This window comes from Synechococcus sp. W60.3 (assembly GCF_047502615.1).
Classification (GTDB): domain Bacteria; phylum Cyanobacteriota; class Cyanobacteriia; order Thermostichales; family Thermostichaceae; genus Thermostichus.
On record NZ_JANSHJ010000009.1, the window covers coordinates 20,089 to 35,477 of the forward strand.

8 protein-coding genes are annotated in these 15,389 nt (G+C 61.6%); 2 read left to right on the forward strand and 6 right to left on the reverse strand.

Annotated features, from left to right (window positions below; all coding sequences use genetic code 11):
* The first annotated feature begins 36 nt into the window (after positions 1-36).
* Complete coding sequence (locus NW846_RS04890) at positions 37-924, forward strand: phytoene synthase (protein WP_041438059.1); 888 nt, start codon at positions 37-39, stop codon at positions 922-924.
* 23 nt (positions 925-947) lie between these two features.
* Positions 948-1,763, forward strand: a complete 816-nt coding sequence (locus NW846_RS04895) for an ABC transporter permease (RefSeq protein ID WP_414348579.1) — start codon at positions 948-950, stop codon at positions 1,761-1,763.
* Here the strand turns inward: NW846_RS04895 and NW846_RS04900 are convergent.
* The 6 genes from NW846_RS04900 to NW846_RS04925 form a co-directional block, all read right to left on the reverse strand.
* Positions 1,760-6,808, reverse strand: coding sequence for a DEAD/DEAH box helicase (locus NW846_RS04900; protein WP_414515445.1), 5,049 nt, complete (start codon positions 6,806-6,808; stop codon positions 1,760-1,762). The two genes, NW846_RS04895 and NW846_RS04900, sit on opposite strands and share 4 nt — an antisense overlap.
* 92 nt (positions 6,809-6,900) lie before the next feature.
* Entirely contained in the window at positions 6,901-7,107 is a 207-nt protein-coding gene (locus NW846_RS04905; protein ID WP_011429230.1) for a type II toxin-antitoxin system VapB family antitoxin, read from the reverse strand.
* A 30-nt stretch (positions 7,108-7,137) separates the two neighbouring features.
* Complete coding sequence (locus NW846_RS04910; RefSeq protein ID WP_414515446.1) at positions 7,138-9,735, reverse strand: endonuclease domain-containing protein; 2,598 nt, start codon at positions 9,733-9,735, stop codon at positions 7,138-7,140.
* Between the two features lie 326 nt (positions 9,736-10,061).
* Positions 10,062-12,488: a DNA methyltransferase gene (locus NW846_RS04915; protein WP_414515448.1), complete on the reverse strand. Its 2,427-nt coding sequence runs from the start codon at positions 12,486-12,488 to the stop codon at positions 10,062-10,064.
* Positions 12,489-12,501: 13 nt separating this feature from the next.
* A complete protein-coding gene (locus tag NW846_RS04920; protein WP_414515491.1) occupies positions 12,502-15,009 on the reverse strand; it encodes a helicase-related protein in 2,508 nt (835 codons plus the stop codon).
* Positions 15,010-15,378 (reverse strand): hypothetical protein, encoded by a 369-nt coding sequence (locus NW846_RS04925; protein ID WP_414515450.1) that lies wholly within the window; start codon positions 15,376-15,378, stop codon positions 15,010-15,012.
* Positions 15,379-15,389 lie beyond the last annotated feature (11 nt).

Below are 15,389 nucleotides of genomic sequence, written 5' to 3' on the forward strand. Positions count from 1 at the left end.
TCCCCATCTGGCCCCGCGCCCCTGGAGATAAGCCCGATGAGTCCGCTGGAGCAATCTTTTGCCCTCTGTCGCCAGATTACGGCCAAGCACGCCAAGACGTTCTATTTGGGATCCCTGCTCCTGCCCCGACCTAAGCGGCGGGCCATCTGGGCTATCTATGCTTGGCTGCGACAGACGGACGAGCTGCTGGACGGGCTGGAGGCCAGCCAGGCTGAGGTGGAGGTCACCCGCAGCAAGCTGGAGCAGTGGGGATCCCACCTGGAATCTTTGTTCCAGGGGGGGGAGCCGCAAGTTCCCACCGACCTGGCCCTCATCCACACCATCCGCACCTACCGCCTCTCGATTGAGCCCTTCCGCGAGATGCTGCGGGGGCAGAGCATGGATCTGGACATTCGGCGCTATGCCACTTGGGAAGAGCTGCGGGTCTACTGCTACCGGGTGGCCGGGGTAGTGGGCCTGATGTGCTCGGAGATCATGGGGTTTGTGCCGGGCCGGGATGGCCGCGAGGAGGCGGTGGCGCTGGGGATCGCCATGCAACTGACCAACATCTTGCGCGATGTGGGGGAAGATGCCCGCCGCGGGCGGATCTACCTCCCTCTAGAGGATCTGCGCCGCTTCAACTACTCGGAGCGGGATCTGTTTAACTACGTCATCGACGAGCGCTGGATGGCCCTGATGGACTACGAGATCCGGCGGGCTCGAGAGCTCTATGCCCAAGCGGAACGGGGGATCCCCACGCTGCAGCCGGACTCCCGCTGGCCGGTGGCGGCATCTCTGATGCTCTACCGGCAGATCCTCAACGCCATTGAGCGCAACCACTACCAGGTGTTTCGCACCCGCGCCTATGTGTCTACCCTGAGCAAGGCGCTGGCGCTGCCGGTGGCCTGGTGGCGGTCGTGGCGCTCCAACTACTACGGCTACTAGCTGCGCTGGCAAGAGGAAGATCTATGCTGAACCAGGCCTTGCACCGACCCTATCGGCAAATCTGGGAAGACAGTTTAACCATCTTCTGGCGCGACTGGCTGGATCTGCGCGGGCGGGTCTGGCAGGTGGTGGCTTCGGGGCTGGTGGCCCCCCTCATCTACATCGTCGCCTTTGGGGTGGGGCTGGGCGGATCCCTACGCTCAGAAGCCCTGGCCGATGTAGCGGGATCCACGGCGGCGGGCTCTTACCTGCGCTTTATTCTGCCGGGGATGGTGGCGCTTTCTGCCATGACCATCAGCTTTGCCGGCACCACCTTCTCCATCTGTGGAGCGCGGCTATTTACCAAAAGCTTTGAAGAGCTGCTGCTTTTGCCCGTGCATCCGCTGGCGCTGCACCTGGGCAAGGTGTTGGCCGGCATTGCCCGGGGTTTGCTGACGGCTTTGGGGGTCTTGGCGGTGGGGGTGCTAGGTACAGGGGCCTGGGGCCTGCTTCACCCCTTGGCGCTGTTGGTGCTGCTTTTGGATTGCGCAGTCTTTGCCGGCATTGGGGTCATCGCTGGCTTGAAGGTGCCCAGCCTGGAGAGCGTGGGCGTGCTCACCAACTTTTTGATTACGCCCATGTCCTTCCTGGGGGCCACCTTTTTCGATCCCAGTCAGTTGCCCGCCTACCTGCAGGTTTTGGTCTACTGCCTGCCCCTTTCCTACGCCAGCATTGGCATGCGGGCGGCGGCCTACCAGCCCCTCTCCCAGTTCCCCTGGTACACGGTTGTGGTGCTAGCGGGCCTAGCGGCCATCCTAGCCCTGGTGGGAGCCTACCTGTTTTCCCACCAGCAAGACTAGTTGCCTTGGCCAAACACCTCGGGGTAGCGAGCCAGTTGCTCCCGCAGGTCTTGGTCGTAGCGCAGGGCAATTACTCGGTAGCCGTGCCCCAAAAGCTGAGAGCGCAGTTGGCGATCCTGGGCAGCCTGGGCGGGATCGTCGTGCACTGCGCCGTCGCAGAAGATGCAGATGTTGGGATCGTAGAAGAAGTCGGCCACGCAGCGGGGCTCGGCGAGGGCTTTCTGGGCCTCATCGGGAAGGCGATAGCCCCCTTCGGCCAGCAGCTCCAGGAAGCGGCGCTCCAATTCGGAGCGAGGGTCGAGGAGCTGGCGCAGCCACTCCAGGTGCTCCTGGCGGGAGCGGCCCAGGGAGCGCAGCTCGGTGCGGCTGTTGGCTAGCGCCCCCAAGAGATCCCGAATCCTGTACCGGTCGAGTTCCAACGCCTCCCTTTGGTTGGCATAGCTGAGCAGGCACTCGTAGCAGGCTGCCCGGCACTCCGGTCGCCGGTCTTGGATCCCCTCTTCCGAAAGCTGGAAGTGGCAGATCTCTAGCGCCGCTTGGGCCACTTCGGCAAGGGCCTGGGGTTCCTCCACCAGCCGCCGCAGGACGCCGGCTCCCCCTTCTGCCGTCTCGTAGAACAGCAGGGCCCGATGGGATCCCTGGCCAATGGACTCGGCCGCCAGCTCCGTCTCCTCCAGCTCAAAGGTCTCCTCGATGCCCCGCTTGAGGGCATAGCGCAGGGTCGTTTCTAGGGCCTGCAGATTCCCCAGGCTGGGCTGAACCAGCCGCACCAGCAAGAGGTTTTGGGTAGCGCGCACTGCCAGGCGGATGGGCTGCAAGGACATCTGGCTAGACGAGCTGGCTCTATGGCCCTCCAGCTGAGCTCGAGAAGGGACTTCGCCGTTGTCAAAGTTGACCAGGAAACCTCGCCCCCCACTGCCCCGCCAGCCGGAGTTGATGCGCAGCAGCGTGGCGGCTGGGGCATAGCGCAACTGCAGCAAGGGAGTTTCGCCCCTTAGCACGTCGGCTTCCTGGACGCGGTAGCCCGAACTTTCGGGAGCAAACTGAAAGAAAGTCTGCAGCTCGTATCCCTGGCGCCGCCGCTCTTCTTCGTCGGCAGTAATGCGATCCCGGCGCCGCATGCGCACATTAGGCATTTCCAGAAGCTGCGCTAAAAGGCTATTTTGCCCATCGAAGCGGGTACCGCAGACGGGGCAGCAATCCAAGGAGGGATCCCCAAAGGCCCCACAGCTAAAGCAGAGCTTGTGGCTGCTTTTGCGCTCCTCCAGGCCGCCGGGCGGAGCCTGAAAGGCCACCGATTCCCACTGGCAGCCCTCGTGGTAGAGGAAGTTGTGGGGGGCAAACTCGCGAATGGCCAAAAACCGGGGCCGGGCGATGAACTCCCCTTCGCTGCCGCGGGGCACCCAGGCCCGCACGGGCAAGGCGGGGAAGTTGTAGCCGGGCAGGAACCCTTCGCTGGCTAGGTAGCGGTAGGGGTAGAAGTCGCTTTCCTCCCGCTGGGTATCGATTTGCAACAGTAGGTTCCGCTGGCGCAGAGCCTCCTGCTGGCGGCGCCTGGCTTCCTGCTGGTCTTCCCGACGGCGAGCCGTCTGCAGTTGCTGGTTAGCGGCTTCTAGCTGTTGCGTGGCGGCCCGATAGAGCTCCCGCCAGCGGTCAAAAGCGCGGTCAAAGGCGCGGGGGGCTTCTTCAATAACCTGCTGGATCCAGCGCCGGCTAAACCAGCCGCTGCGCTCTAGCACTTCCCGGTCAGCAGCCAAGAGCGCCTCCACCCGCTCTGCCACCTCTTGGCGGGCTGCCTCCCCTAGCTGGATGGAGGCAACCACCTCTTCCCGCAGGGGCAACTCTGGCCGATCCAAGTTGATGACCGTTTCGATGGAGTTGCCCAAGGGCAGGCGCACCTTGGCCAGCCAGACGGCGTGGATGTGGGCCCGCAGCAGCGACTCATTGGCCAGGTCCAGGCGGGGAGGTCGCACTCGTCCAGCCACCATTTCGGCCCGGCGGCGAAAGTAGTACTGGTCGTGGCTGTTGAAGGCGCCGCAGTAGCTGAGGATGAGCCCCGGCTGCCCCTGGCGGCCTGCCCGACCGCTGCGCTGGGCGTAGTTGGCTGGCGTTGGGGGAACGTTGCGCAGGTGCACCAGATCCAGATCGGCAATGTCGACCCCCAGCTCTAGGGTGGGAGAGCAAATGAGGTAGGGAAGGCGGCGCTCCCCGGGCTCATTGCGGAAGCGTCTCTCTCGCCGCTCCCGCTCCCCCGGCTGGACCACCTGGGCGGTGTGCTCTCTGGCTTCCAGGGATCCTAGCCCTGCTGCCCCGGCTCGGTAGAGCTCCTGAAAGAAGGGGTTGATGGGACGGCGGACAGAGGTGTAGCCCTCCTGCTGGGCGCTGCGGGAATACAGAGGATCCGGCGGCGGCAGGCCATCCCCCAGACACCAGCGCAGACAGCCGGCGTCTAGCTGGTAGGCTACCTGGCCATTTTCCACGTGGCGCCGTAGCAGGCCCTGTCTGACCAGGAGAGACAGCAGGGACTCCAAAAACCTGTCGTAGGCTTCTTGGTTCAGATCAAGGCGCCTGCAGAGGAAGCGACCAATGGTGCTGCGGCGGCCCAGGCTGAGCATTTGCCCGTTTTCCCGGGAAGGGTTCTGGCCAAAGCAGCGAGCCGTCCGCAACTCCTCATGCTCTTCCAGGCCCCAAAACTCATTGAGATATTGCTGGGCGCGCCGGCGCAGCCTTCTCTGGGGCTCTGCCTTGAGCACGGGCACATCGATGGCCAATTTGCGCCGAAACTGATCCAACAGAGCCCGCAGCAGTTGCTCTTGCTCCTCAGGGCTGGCTTGGGCAAACCAGGGGTGAAGGGAAGCCAGGGCTGAATTTTGGCAGAGCTCCCCGAGGCCGCGGTACTCGATTTTCAGCAGGCCCACCTGTTCCAAGTTGGGGTGGGTAACCCGCCAGCCGCGCCGCAGATCTTCATAGAGCCGGTATTCGGTTAGCTCGCTAAAGGTCTGCCACACTTCCTCGGCACTGGGCGAGTCGGGATCCAAAGCCGGGTTTTGGGCAATGTCGGCAAGCTCCAGGCCAGAAGCCCGCACCACTTCCTGGGCCACCTCGTCAAAGCCCAGCTCTTTTTTCTTGAGGAGGGCAGCATAGAGCGAGGCCCGCAGAAGGGCCACATGCACAAAATCGTTGAAGTGGCCGGCCTGCAGGGAGGCGTCCTGGCGGTTGTCGGTAAAAGTCAGCAGCTTGCTGCAAGCGGCCTGGGTTTGCTCGGCATGGCGCAGCAGGGAGGTGGCAAGGATGGTGGTGGCGCTGGAGCGGCCTTCGCTAGAGAGGGAAGCCAGCTTGACAAACTCCCGCTCGCGGCCCCTGTAGTACTCGCCGCAGGCCAGGCACAGGGAAAAGGGGTGGGGCTGCCACCACATCTTCTGCGCCTCCGCCTGGGGGTACTCGGAAAAGGAGCCATCCGGGCGCACCCAGACGGCTTGGGGGACGCGCTTTCCCCAGTCGGGCCTGAGTCTGCCCTCAGGGGTGTACCAGTCTTCGGGGATCTGCTCCAGCGACCACTCGTTGTCAAGAGGATCCAAGCTCAGGTAACCGGCTTGCTGGTCTTCGTCCTGCTCTACCTCTTCTCCCACGGGATAGGGCAGGAACTGATCCCTGGACTTGAGGACGTGGTAGTAGTCCTGCCCACACTGGCGGCAGAACTTGACGGGGAAAAAGAGCTTGCCCTCCCCCGCCTGCATCTGCCCTTCTAGGGAAAATTGCCGCTTTTCCCGACTCTCCAGGGTGGCGTAGAGGGTGCGGCCTTGGGAGATAAACTGGTGCAGCTTGAAGGCCACTCCTCGGCTGTGGTCGTCTTTGAGGCTGCTGGCGTGGGCAAGGAACTGGCGCAGCGTTGCCGCACAGTTTTCGCTGGCGGTGCCGGTCAGTTGGGCCAGTTGGGCGGCCACCTCGGAGAGCTCCCTGGGCACGCGGCGCTTGAGGCTGCCGTCGGGACTTAACTCTAGGCCCAGCTCGTACTCCAACCAGCGCATCAAGGGATGGCGGCGCAAGCTGGCTAGGTCAGTAGGCCAGGGGGGATCGAGGGCGGGCTTGAGCTCTTCAGGTGAAGGCGGGCCGCCTTCGCTCAAGGGGGCCAGGGTTTCCTCGATAACCTGCTCGGGCGTGAAGGGATGGCCAAAGAAGCGGCTGGCGAAGTCGGCCACGGTCTGGCGGCGCTCCAGGGCACTGGCCTCGGGGCGGGAGATCATGGTGGCGCTGGTGCCAATGTGCACCAGGTTCTTGGCGGCGCAGCGTCCCTTGAGGCGGCGAACCAGCATGGCCACGTCGGCCCCCTGCCGACCCCGGTAGGTGTGCAGCTCGTCAAAGACCAGAAAGCGCAGGCCGTTGGGGCTGAGGAAGCGCTGATCTTCGGGGCGCACCAACAGTAGCTCGGCCATCACGTAGTTGGTCAGCAGGAGCTGGGGTGGATCCCGGCGCAGATCTTCCCGGTCGCTTTCTGCAGTTTCCCCGGTGTACTTGGCAAAGCGCAGCGGAAAGGGGCGACTGTAGCGGCGCTCATACCGCTGGCGGAGATCCTGTAAAGCCTGGTACTGGGAGTTCACCAGCGCGTTCATGGGATAGACCACTAGGGCCGTCACCTGGCCCACGGATCCCCCCTGGCGGATCCAGTTGTCGAGAATGGGCAGGAAGTAGCAAAGGCTTTTGCCGGAACCGGTGCCGCTGGTTACCACAAAGCTTTCCTCGGCCAAGGCTTTGGCGATGGCCTCCTCTTGGTGGCGGTAGAGACGAAAGGGTCTGCCGTCCTCAGAGCGGAAGATGCGGGCTGTTTCTTCAGCAATCCGCCCCGTTTCAGCCAACTCATCAACGGTTGGGCCGGCTACGTAGGCAGGGCTAAGCTGCACAAGCGGCTCTGGCCAGAGGTGGATCCCTTCTTCCAGGGCTTGGTCTACAAACGCCTGTGCCCGTGGGTCGGCAATGAGAAAAAAGGAGCGGACGAAATTGGCGTAGTCCTTTAGAACCCTCTCGTGCAGGTCAAAAATGGTGGCCATCGGGGCTCTCCAAAGCCATTTTGGCTAGGTTAAGCCTAGCAGGTGTTCTAGCGACTGCAAGAGGATCGCCCTGAGGCTTGGGCTGGGAGATCTTAGGGAGAGGAGAGGCGTTGCTCGTGCAGATCTCCCTCCCATTTCAACTTGCCGCGTAAGTTGCGGATCTCGGCTTGCTCGTAGAGCCGAATGAGGGTGCGCAGCGCTTCGTGAATTATCTCGCGCTTGGTCTTGAGGCCGGTTAGCTGGCGAGCCCGCTCGATCAACTCGATCAGCTCGTCATCCAAGACAACGTTAGTCCGCATGGGAAGCTCCCCTGTTTACGCATAATGAAATTAGTGTTGCGCCAGCTTCTCCCATGCCTCTAGCACCAGCCGCCGGGTGCGGTACTCGCCAAATTGGCGGATTTCTTTTTCCTTGAGCACGCGAAAGGTTTCGCCGGGGAAGGTGCTAGCAGCAGCGCGGGTAGCGTAGCCAGCCGGGTCGAGCGGGTCTGCCACCTCTTCCCGCGGGTCGAGTATGTCTTCCAGTTCGCGTTCGGTGAGGTCTGCCGGGTCGAGGATGTAGCGCAGTTGCTTGCGGGTGAGGCCGTAGAGCCGGGCGTAGTACGCATCCAGTTCAGCGCGGAGGATGGCGCGGCGTTCCTCGTTCCAGGTGAACGGCGGGAAGGGGAAGCCCTCACCCAGTGCTGCGGGCGAGGGGGTCGGGGGGTGAGGTCTAATCACAGCCCGCAATCCTTCGTCTGCCTCTTGCCATACGTCGTCGGCGAAGGGTTTCATGTCCCAGGAGGTGTAGACCAGCTCCAGCGCGCGCGGGACGATGAAGCGCAAATCCTCGGGGGTGTAGGCATCCGGCGGCAGGACGGGGAGTTGGCGGAGGATGAAGAATCCAAGCGAAGTACCGCCAATTTTCTGGCGAGTGACAAAATCCAAGACCAGACTGCTGAAATTTGCCAACCATGCTGTAACAAGCACAGCAGATTGGGATTCAGAGAAGATAAGGGGTGCTTTATGTCCCGCCCCCACCCTGGGCAGCAGGCTGAAGATGGCGGTGCGCTCGTTGGTGGCGTTGGTCACATCGCGGAAGCCCAGCAGCCAGCCGCGCTGCCAATCGCCCAGGCGGGCTCGGACTTCTTCCGCCGGCACCCAGTACCAGGGCTGGACGACGAAGTGCGGGTCGGCGTGCTGGTGCTCATCAGGCGTGGGCAGTTGGGTGCTGGCGCGGTCGCGCACGCCTTCATATGTCCCGTAGCGGTGGTCATAGTGCCAGATCATCTTGGCTTCGTAGAGGGGGAGGTAGCGGCCCTCACCCCCCGGCCCCCTCTCCCCAGGCTTGGGGAGAGGGGGTGAAAGGGGGGATGGGTGCTCGTAGGAATGGGCAGTGACATAGGCAGCAATCTCTTGGAGGACTTGTTCTGTGTGGTTGAATATCTGCTCATTGGTAAAGCGCAGCATGGCAAAGCCATGTTCGCGCAGGATTTCCTCCCGCAAACGGTCGCGTTCCTGCTGAGTGGGTTCACGGTGCACGGCGCCATCTATCTCAATGATCAGGCGGGCATCGTCACAGAAGAAGTCGGCGATGAATTGTCCAATCGGATGTTGACGCCGGAATTTTCGGCCCAGCAGCCGACGGTCACGCAACAATTCCCAGAGCAGGCTTTCGGCGGTCGTCGCCTCGCGACGCAACTGCCGCGCCCTGGCAATCAGTTCCTGGCTGGCCTTGGGTAATTCGTACCCTCCTTCTCCCGCAGCGCGAGAAGAGAGGTCGGGGGCTGCGATCCTTCCCCCCTCTCCCGCAGCGTGGGAGAGGGGGCTAGGGGGTGAGGGCACAAACCGGTTCCCCACCAGCCGGTAACCTTGCTTTTCCAGCTCTGCACGGGTGCGGAAGAGGTGCGAGTCGTTGGACATATCGAACATGCGCAGGAAGCGCACGCCCCAAGAGTTTTCTCCCGTGTGTTCGTTCACCAGTACCGGCACGCGCTCGTAGATAGCTCTGGTCAGGTCGGCATCTTGCCGGGTACGGAAGACGGGCAGGGTGCGGGTGTTGGGGTTGATGCGGGCAATGTCGGCGGCACTCAGGCGAAAGGCACGGCGCGGGTCGCGCAGATGTTCGGTGCGGGTGGCGAAGAAGGTAAAGGTGGTGGCGTCGGTCTGGGTACGGCTGCCAGTGAGGGTGAGCAGGCAGAATTTGTAACTGCGATGTACGCCGGGAAAGAGCGCTTCACGGTTTTCAAAATCGAACAGACTGGCCAGTTGTCCCTGTTCCACCAGATCGGCGAAGAAGAACTGGTTGGTGGCGTCGGTGGCAATGCCGGTAGGGACGATGATGCCCGCCCGGCCCCGGATATTGAGCAGGCTACGCACCCGTTCGGCAAAGACCGAGTAGGTGTTGATGTCGCCGCGCCCGGTGAGGGGATATTGACCACTGCCCCGTAAAAAGCGGCTGGTGCTTTCGGCGCCGTGCAGGGCACGCTGGTAGTCGTGCCAGAGGGCGGGGTTGGTCTTGGGTAGGTCGGCGATCAGCCGTTTACGGGCGGCGGCATTCGGAGCCCGAGCAATGGCGGTATTGCGGCTGGCAAAGAACTCTTCTTCCTGCAACTTGATGCGTTCCCAGGGTGGATTGCCGAGGATGACATCGAAGCCGCCCTCACCCCCCCACCCCCCCTCTCCCAAGGCTTTGGGAGAGGGGGGAGAGTTTTCATTGACCAGCACCGGCACGCGCTGGTAGATAGCCTTCGTCAGGTCGGCGTCCTGGCGGGTACGGAAGACCGGCAGGGTGCGGGTGTTGGGGTTGATGCGGGCGATGTCCTCGGCAGTCAGGCTGAACACTCGGCGTGAGTCGTGCAGGTGTTCGGTGCGGGTCGCGAAGAAGGCGAAAGCAGGGGCACTCGCTGATACGTTTCTGCCGGTGAGGGTGAGCAGGCAGAATTTCATGCGACTATCCACCGCCGGGAAGAGTTTGTCGCGGTTTTCAAAATCAAACAGACTGGCCAGTTGCCCCTTTTCCACCAGGTCGGCGAAGAAGAACTGGTTGGTTGCGTCGGTGGCGATGCCGGTCGGGACGATGATGCCGGCCCGTCCGCGGGGGCTGAGCAGGTTACGGACGCGCTCGGCGAACACGGAGTAGGTGTTGATGTCGCCGCGGCCGGTATGGGGATATTGCCGACTGCCACGAAGGAAGCGGCTAGTGCTTTCGGCGGCGTGCAGGGCACGCTGGTAGTCGTGCCAGAGGGCGGGGTTGGTCTTGGGTAGGTCGGCGATCAGCCGTTTACGGGCGGCGGCATTCGGAGCCCGAGCAATGGCGGTATTGCGGCTGGCAAAGAACTCTTCTTCCTGCAACTTGATGCGTTCCCAGGGTGGATTGCCGAGGATGACATCGAAGCCGCCCTCACCCCCCCACCCCCCCTCTCCCAAGGCTTTGGGAGAGGGGGGAGGAACCTCACCCCCCCAGCATGGGGAGAGGGGGGAGTCGATTCCCCTCCGCTGCGATGGGGGGAGGGGTGAAACACCTCCGGGAACTCCAGTGGCCAGTGGAAAAACCGGTTCTCGACGGCGAGGGCTTGAGCAGCGGCAAGGGCTTGGGGATGCGCCAGCTCAGCGAGGTGATCGGTCACAACATCTGTAGTGATCGCGGCATGAGATTTGAGCAGTTCGGGCGTAAAGCGCTGAAAGAACGCGGCAGTCCAGAGGTCGCATGCTTCGATAAGGCGGAGCCGCTTGGGGTCAGCCAACAAGCGTTCGTAGCGGTTCTTTTTCTCGCGCACAGCCGCAGGGGAGTCGTCGGCAATCGCTTCGATATCGTGGTGCTTGCTGCCCAGGGCCGCTACCACTTGCGCAGGCGCGAATGGGAGCCGCATTTGCCCACTCGCGAGACTGCGGCACTCGCTGCGATTCCGCTTTTTTAGACTATTGGCGATCTCTTTATCGTCTGTGCTCAATGGAGCGAAGGTGTCGTCTGGGATGCCAGTTTTGAGCACATCGAGGTTGAGGATGCCGACCAGCGAGTCTCCGCATTTGATGCGGTGGTCGAGGAAGGTGAGTGGTTTGTCTACATCGTGCGACTCGATCCACAGTGCAACACGGGCTAGCTCCACTGCCAGCGGGTTCTTGTCAACTCCGTAGATGCAGTGGGCGATCACCTCGCGCACGCTTTGGCGCACGGCATCGGGGGAAGGTTCGTCCTCCTGGGAACGGAGACGGGCCAGTTCGCGACCAAGGTAACGGGCAGCGGCCAGCAGAAAATGTCCGGAGCCGCACGCCGGGTCGAGCACCTTGAGGTTCAGGAGGGCAGCGATTTTGGCTTCCTGGGTACGCGCAGCTTGGAGCCGTTCCGCTAACACCGGCTTGAGGGTACTCGTGACCAGCTCTTGCACCAGTTGCGGTGGTGTGTAGTACGAACCGGTGGTCTTGCGTTCCGAGCCAAGCGATAACGTAAATGTTCCACCCGTAATGACCGGGTGATAGTCGAGTAGGCTCTCGTAGACTGACCCTAGCTCTTCGGTATCCAGTGCGGCGTAGTTGACCCGGCGGGGCTGTTCGCGTTCGGTTGGTCGGTACCAGGCCAACCGCCAAATTGCATGCAACAGGTCGCGATTGCGCAACCGACAATGATCGAGCGGCAGTTCGGTAAAGAGGTCGCCGTTGAGTGGCGCTACCCCCAGCTTCTCTGCCAGTTTCTCGTCGCGCAGCACGTACCAGAGCGCGCGAACACTGTGCCAGAGGTCAACATCGTCGGTGTAGGCGTTTCGTTCGCTGCTCAGATGCACCAGCCGCGAGATACTGTAATGGTCACGGTACAGGTCGGTTGTGCCAAACAGACCACGGTGTTCGGCGACGAGCAGGAAGAGCATGCGATAGACAAGTCGCAAGAGATCCCGGTAGAACTGAAGCGCACTCGGCGGTTGATACCCAGTAGCGAGAAACCCACTGGCGAGTGTAGTAATCGCCTGCTCAACCCCTTCGCGCAAGCGTTCACGCACCCGCCCACCTTGCTCGATAGCGGTGCGGTAATACTGTTCGAGCAGGCAGCGTTCGGCGTCGGCATGGCCCTGAGGGAGCCGCGAGCGGTGCAGCAGGCGATAAGCACGTAAGAAATCGTCGAAGCGATTATCGGTAAAGATAGCCTCCAGATCGATTTCGAGGTACGACTGGCGACTGATCAGGGTCGAGTTACGCAGTAGGCGCACGACCGCGCCATTGGTGACGATCCCCCACAGGGCATCGCTCTGGTTGAGGTATTGTTGAAGGAGCGCATGCGGTGATCGGCGGGGGCGCGTTGTCTGGTCAATCGCACCCAGCACCTGGGTTTTCGCAACGAGATGAACCGGTGGTGCATCGGGGTTTGGTCCGGCGCGGTGCGAAATCGGGAAGGCAACGTTTCCGATCAGTAAGGGTTCAGCGTTTGGCTGGAGATCATAGCCGAGCAAACTGAAGAACGGAATATGCCACTGATTGCGGGTCACGCGAGTAATCTGCGCTGGTGACGACTGATCGCCAAGTCGTTGGAGCCGTTGCTGAAACATATCCCAGAGCGCACGGGCTTCGCTAAACACAGCAGCAACCTCATCGGACAGTGATCCAGAGAGACCGAAATCAGCGGCCCGCTGACCGGGTAAGTCGTTCCGGTCGAGTTGTTCGAGTAAGTCGGAGGAAAATAGTCCACCTTCAATGCGGATCGATGGTGTCATAGGCGTTGAGAAATCATCCTGGCCGTCGTGGCATCGGCTGCAAGATCAGAATCCCCAGTAGATCGGGTGGAAAAATTGGTGTGACCTGTAATCCCTGGACATATTCCTGAATGGCCTGGCGCAGATCGCGGTACGAACGTCTGAGATCATCGGCCCGTTGTCGGGTTTGGTGGTGCAACGCTGCCCACAGGGGATGGTCTTGATGCGCCTCACCGAATTCGGCTAGTACCATCTCGGCCAGCTCGCGTTTTTCGTCAGCCGATAGATTCGCGTCGGGTTGGGCTGTCGTCAGCAGGTGACGAGCTTCAGCCTCAGTGAGCCAGCGGCGTTCGTTGCCAGCCTCAAACACAAATCCACTGATCAGTGCCTCTTCGGCGAGGAGTGGATGCTGACGCGCCGGCAGATTGACCAGATAGCGTGATCGCAGCAAGAGCAAGACCGTCAGCCGGGCCACAGTGTTGGTGCGAATGACACCGAGGCGGGCAACCGGCGCCGGTGCACTGCTGATGCGACCGGTGCGAACGAGAGCGACTTCAAACAGATAGCTGCTCAACGTGCTGACCAACCGGTGATTGCGCCCCACGTACTCAGCACCGGCTGGCGTCGGGGAAACAAAACTGATCGGCCAGGGCTGTGGGCGGTCTGCGATTACGCTTCGGATAACGTCTGGGGTGGTGGATGCGGCTTCGACGAGCAGCACATCGGCCTGGCGCGGATGTTGACGGATCGCGATACCGAGACGTTTAGCAGCCGTGAGGACAAACGAACACACCTCTGCCGGATCGCCGAGCACGCGGTCGGTTGTTTCCAGAATGGGTTGTACGTCGGCCAGCTTGAGCGCATGTTGGGCAAAGCGCGTCCGGGTTATACGTTCTCGCGTCATCGCTTCTTCCCAACGCCGATGCAGCTCTTGCGTGGCCGGCGCCTCTAGCTCTAGCGTCAATTGCTGAGCGTGGGTTCCCCGGCGCAAGAAAAGCGCCTGCGTGAGGGCTTCAACCACACTTTCGGAAGGCACCGGCACATGGGTGCCGAGTGCGCGGCGAATTTCGCGGGCTTTGCGCAACAAGACATCAATGACCACACCATCAACTTCGTTGTTAAGCCCATAGTAGCGGATGGTCACCACTTTGGGCGCGATCTGACCATAGCGATCAATGCGGCCTTCGCGTTGTTCGAGACGATTCGGATTCCAGGGCAGATCATAGTGAATGGCGGCATTGTAGCGTTCGTGAAGGTTGATCCCCTCGGAGATGCAATCGGTGGCAACCAGGACGCGCTTCTGATCGTTCGGCACATCGGCAATCACTCGCCGACGCTCCTCTTCACCCATCCGCCCAGTCACCAGCGTTATATGCACAGCGGGGAGCTGGGTGCGCAGCGCCTGAGCCACATACTCTGCGGTCGCCACATAGCGACACCAGATAATCGGCGCATAGCCATCGTTGAGCAGACGACGGGTAAGTGCGATCACGCCGGTCAATTTGGCATCTTGCCCCTCGCGTGCGATCTGCTCGGCGCGTGCGGCAAATGTTACCAGCCGACGTTGTTCACGCTCATCAAACAGCGTTCCAGCCTGTTCGAGCACCGTAGTCGGTGGCTCATCATCAGTCTCGGTCTCGTCGGCTTCAAACACTAACCCTTGCCAGAAGGTATCGTCAACTGCGGCATCATCATCATCGTTCAGGCGAATTGATCGATTGCGCAAAGAAGCAACTGCCGCTGCCGGACTAGACATCACACAGCGTAACAGGGAAAGCGCTGCCCAGTAACGTACCCGCCGCTGGGACTCGCGCAATGTCGTACCACTGCTGACCAGGCCGGCGCAGAAGGCATACACATCGTGAAAGAGTTCGTGATAGGCAGGCGTGAGTTGATACTGCTCATCGAGCAACTCACGTTGAGGAAAACAGGGCAGGCCATCGGCCCAGCCGTGTTCGATGTCGGCGCGGGTACGCTGAACAAAATGCCGGGCCAGACGGAGCCGCTGTTTTTCGTTCAGATTGCTCACATCCCAATCGGCAAATTCCGGATCGAGCAATCCAATCAGTGAACGGAACGTCGCCGGTGCGCCACTATGCGGCGTTGCCGTCAGCAGAATCAGATGACGGTTACGTTCAGCAGCAATCTCGCGCACCAACTCATAGCGCAACTGCCGTCCCGTTTCGGCGGCCGGTACCGCACTATGGGCTTCATCAACAATCACCAGGTCAGGACAAAATTGCAGGAAACGGTAACGATTCCGATCCAGCTTGAGCCAATCGATGCTAATCACCTGCACCGGGAAATGCTGGTAGATGTCGCGCCCGCGAGGTGTTTGCCGTTCGAGCTGCGTAATTGTTCCGGGGCGTAGCACAACTGCATCGAGCTGAAACTTCTGCTGCAATTCGTATTGCCACTGCTCGCAGAGGTACGGCGGACAGAGCACGGCCAGCCGGCGAATCTCACCCCGATCCCACAGTTCACGGGCAATCAGCAGGGCTTCAATCGTCTTCCCCACGCCAACATCATCGGCGATCAGCAGTCATACCGGTTGCAGGCGTAGCGCCATCAGCAGTGGCACAAACTGATACAATCGAGGCCGGATCGAGATCCGCCCCGGCGAACGCAACGGCGTGGCGCCATCGCGCAGCGCCATGCGTGCTGCCTGCCAGAGCAACATCGTCGCCTGCGCATCCTGGATTTCGTCCAGGGTGGGCAGGGGGAAACGCGCATCGATCACCCGCTCGGTCGGCAGCGTCGAGCCGAGCAGGTCACTCAATGTGCGAGATACCGCTACCACCTCATCACTCCGTCCGGTCAACGGACGCAACAATAGGCGGTCGTCATCTGCGCCTGGCAAGAGCACCCAATCGCGTTCTCGACAGCGTACAATCGAACCAGGTGTGGGCATAGACCTCTCCT

Bases quoted from the DNA above. Each gene is read 5' to 3' on its own strand.
- NW846_RS04900 (WP_414515445.1), bottom strand. From the start codon at position 6,808: ATGGCCACCATTTTTGACCTGCACGAGAGGGTTCTAAAGGACTACGCC.
- NW846_RS04905 (WP_011429230.1), bottom strand. From the start codon at position 7,107: ATGCGGACTAACGTTGTCTTGGATGACGAGCTGATCGAGTTGATCGAG.
- NW846_RS04890 (WP_041438059.1), top strand. From the start codon at position 37: ATGAGTCCGCTGGAGCAATCTTTTGCCCTCTGTCGCCAGATTACGGCC.
- NW846_RS04910 (WP_414515446.1), bottom strand. From the start codon at position 9,735: ATGAAATTCTGCCTGCTCACCCTCACCGGCAGAAACGTATCAGCGAGT.
- NW846_RS04925 (WP_414515450.1), bottom strand. From the start codon at position 15,378: ATGCCCACACCTGGTTCGATTGTACGCTGTCGAGAACGCGATTGGGTG.
- NW846_RS04915 (WP_414515448.1), bottom strand. From the start codon at position 12,488: ATGACACCATCGATCCGCATTGAAGGTGGACTATTTTCCTCCGACTTA.
- NW846_RS04895 (WP_414348579.1), top strand. From the start codon at position 948: ATGCTGAACCAGGCCTTGCACCGACCCTATCGGCAAATCTGGGAAGAC.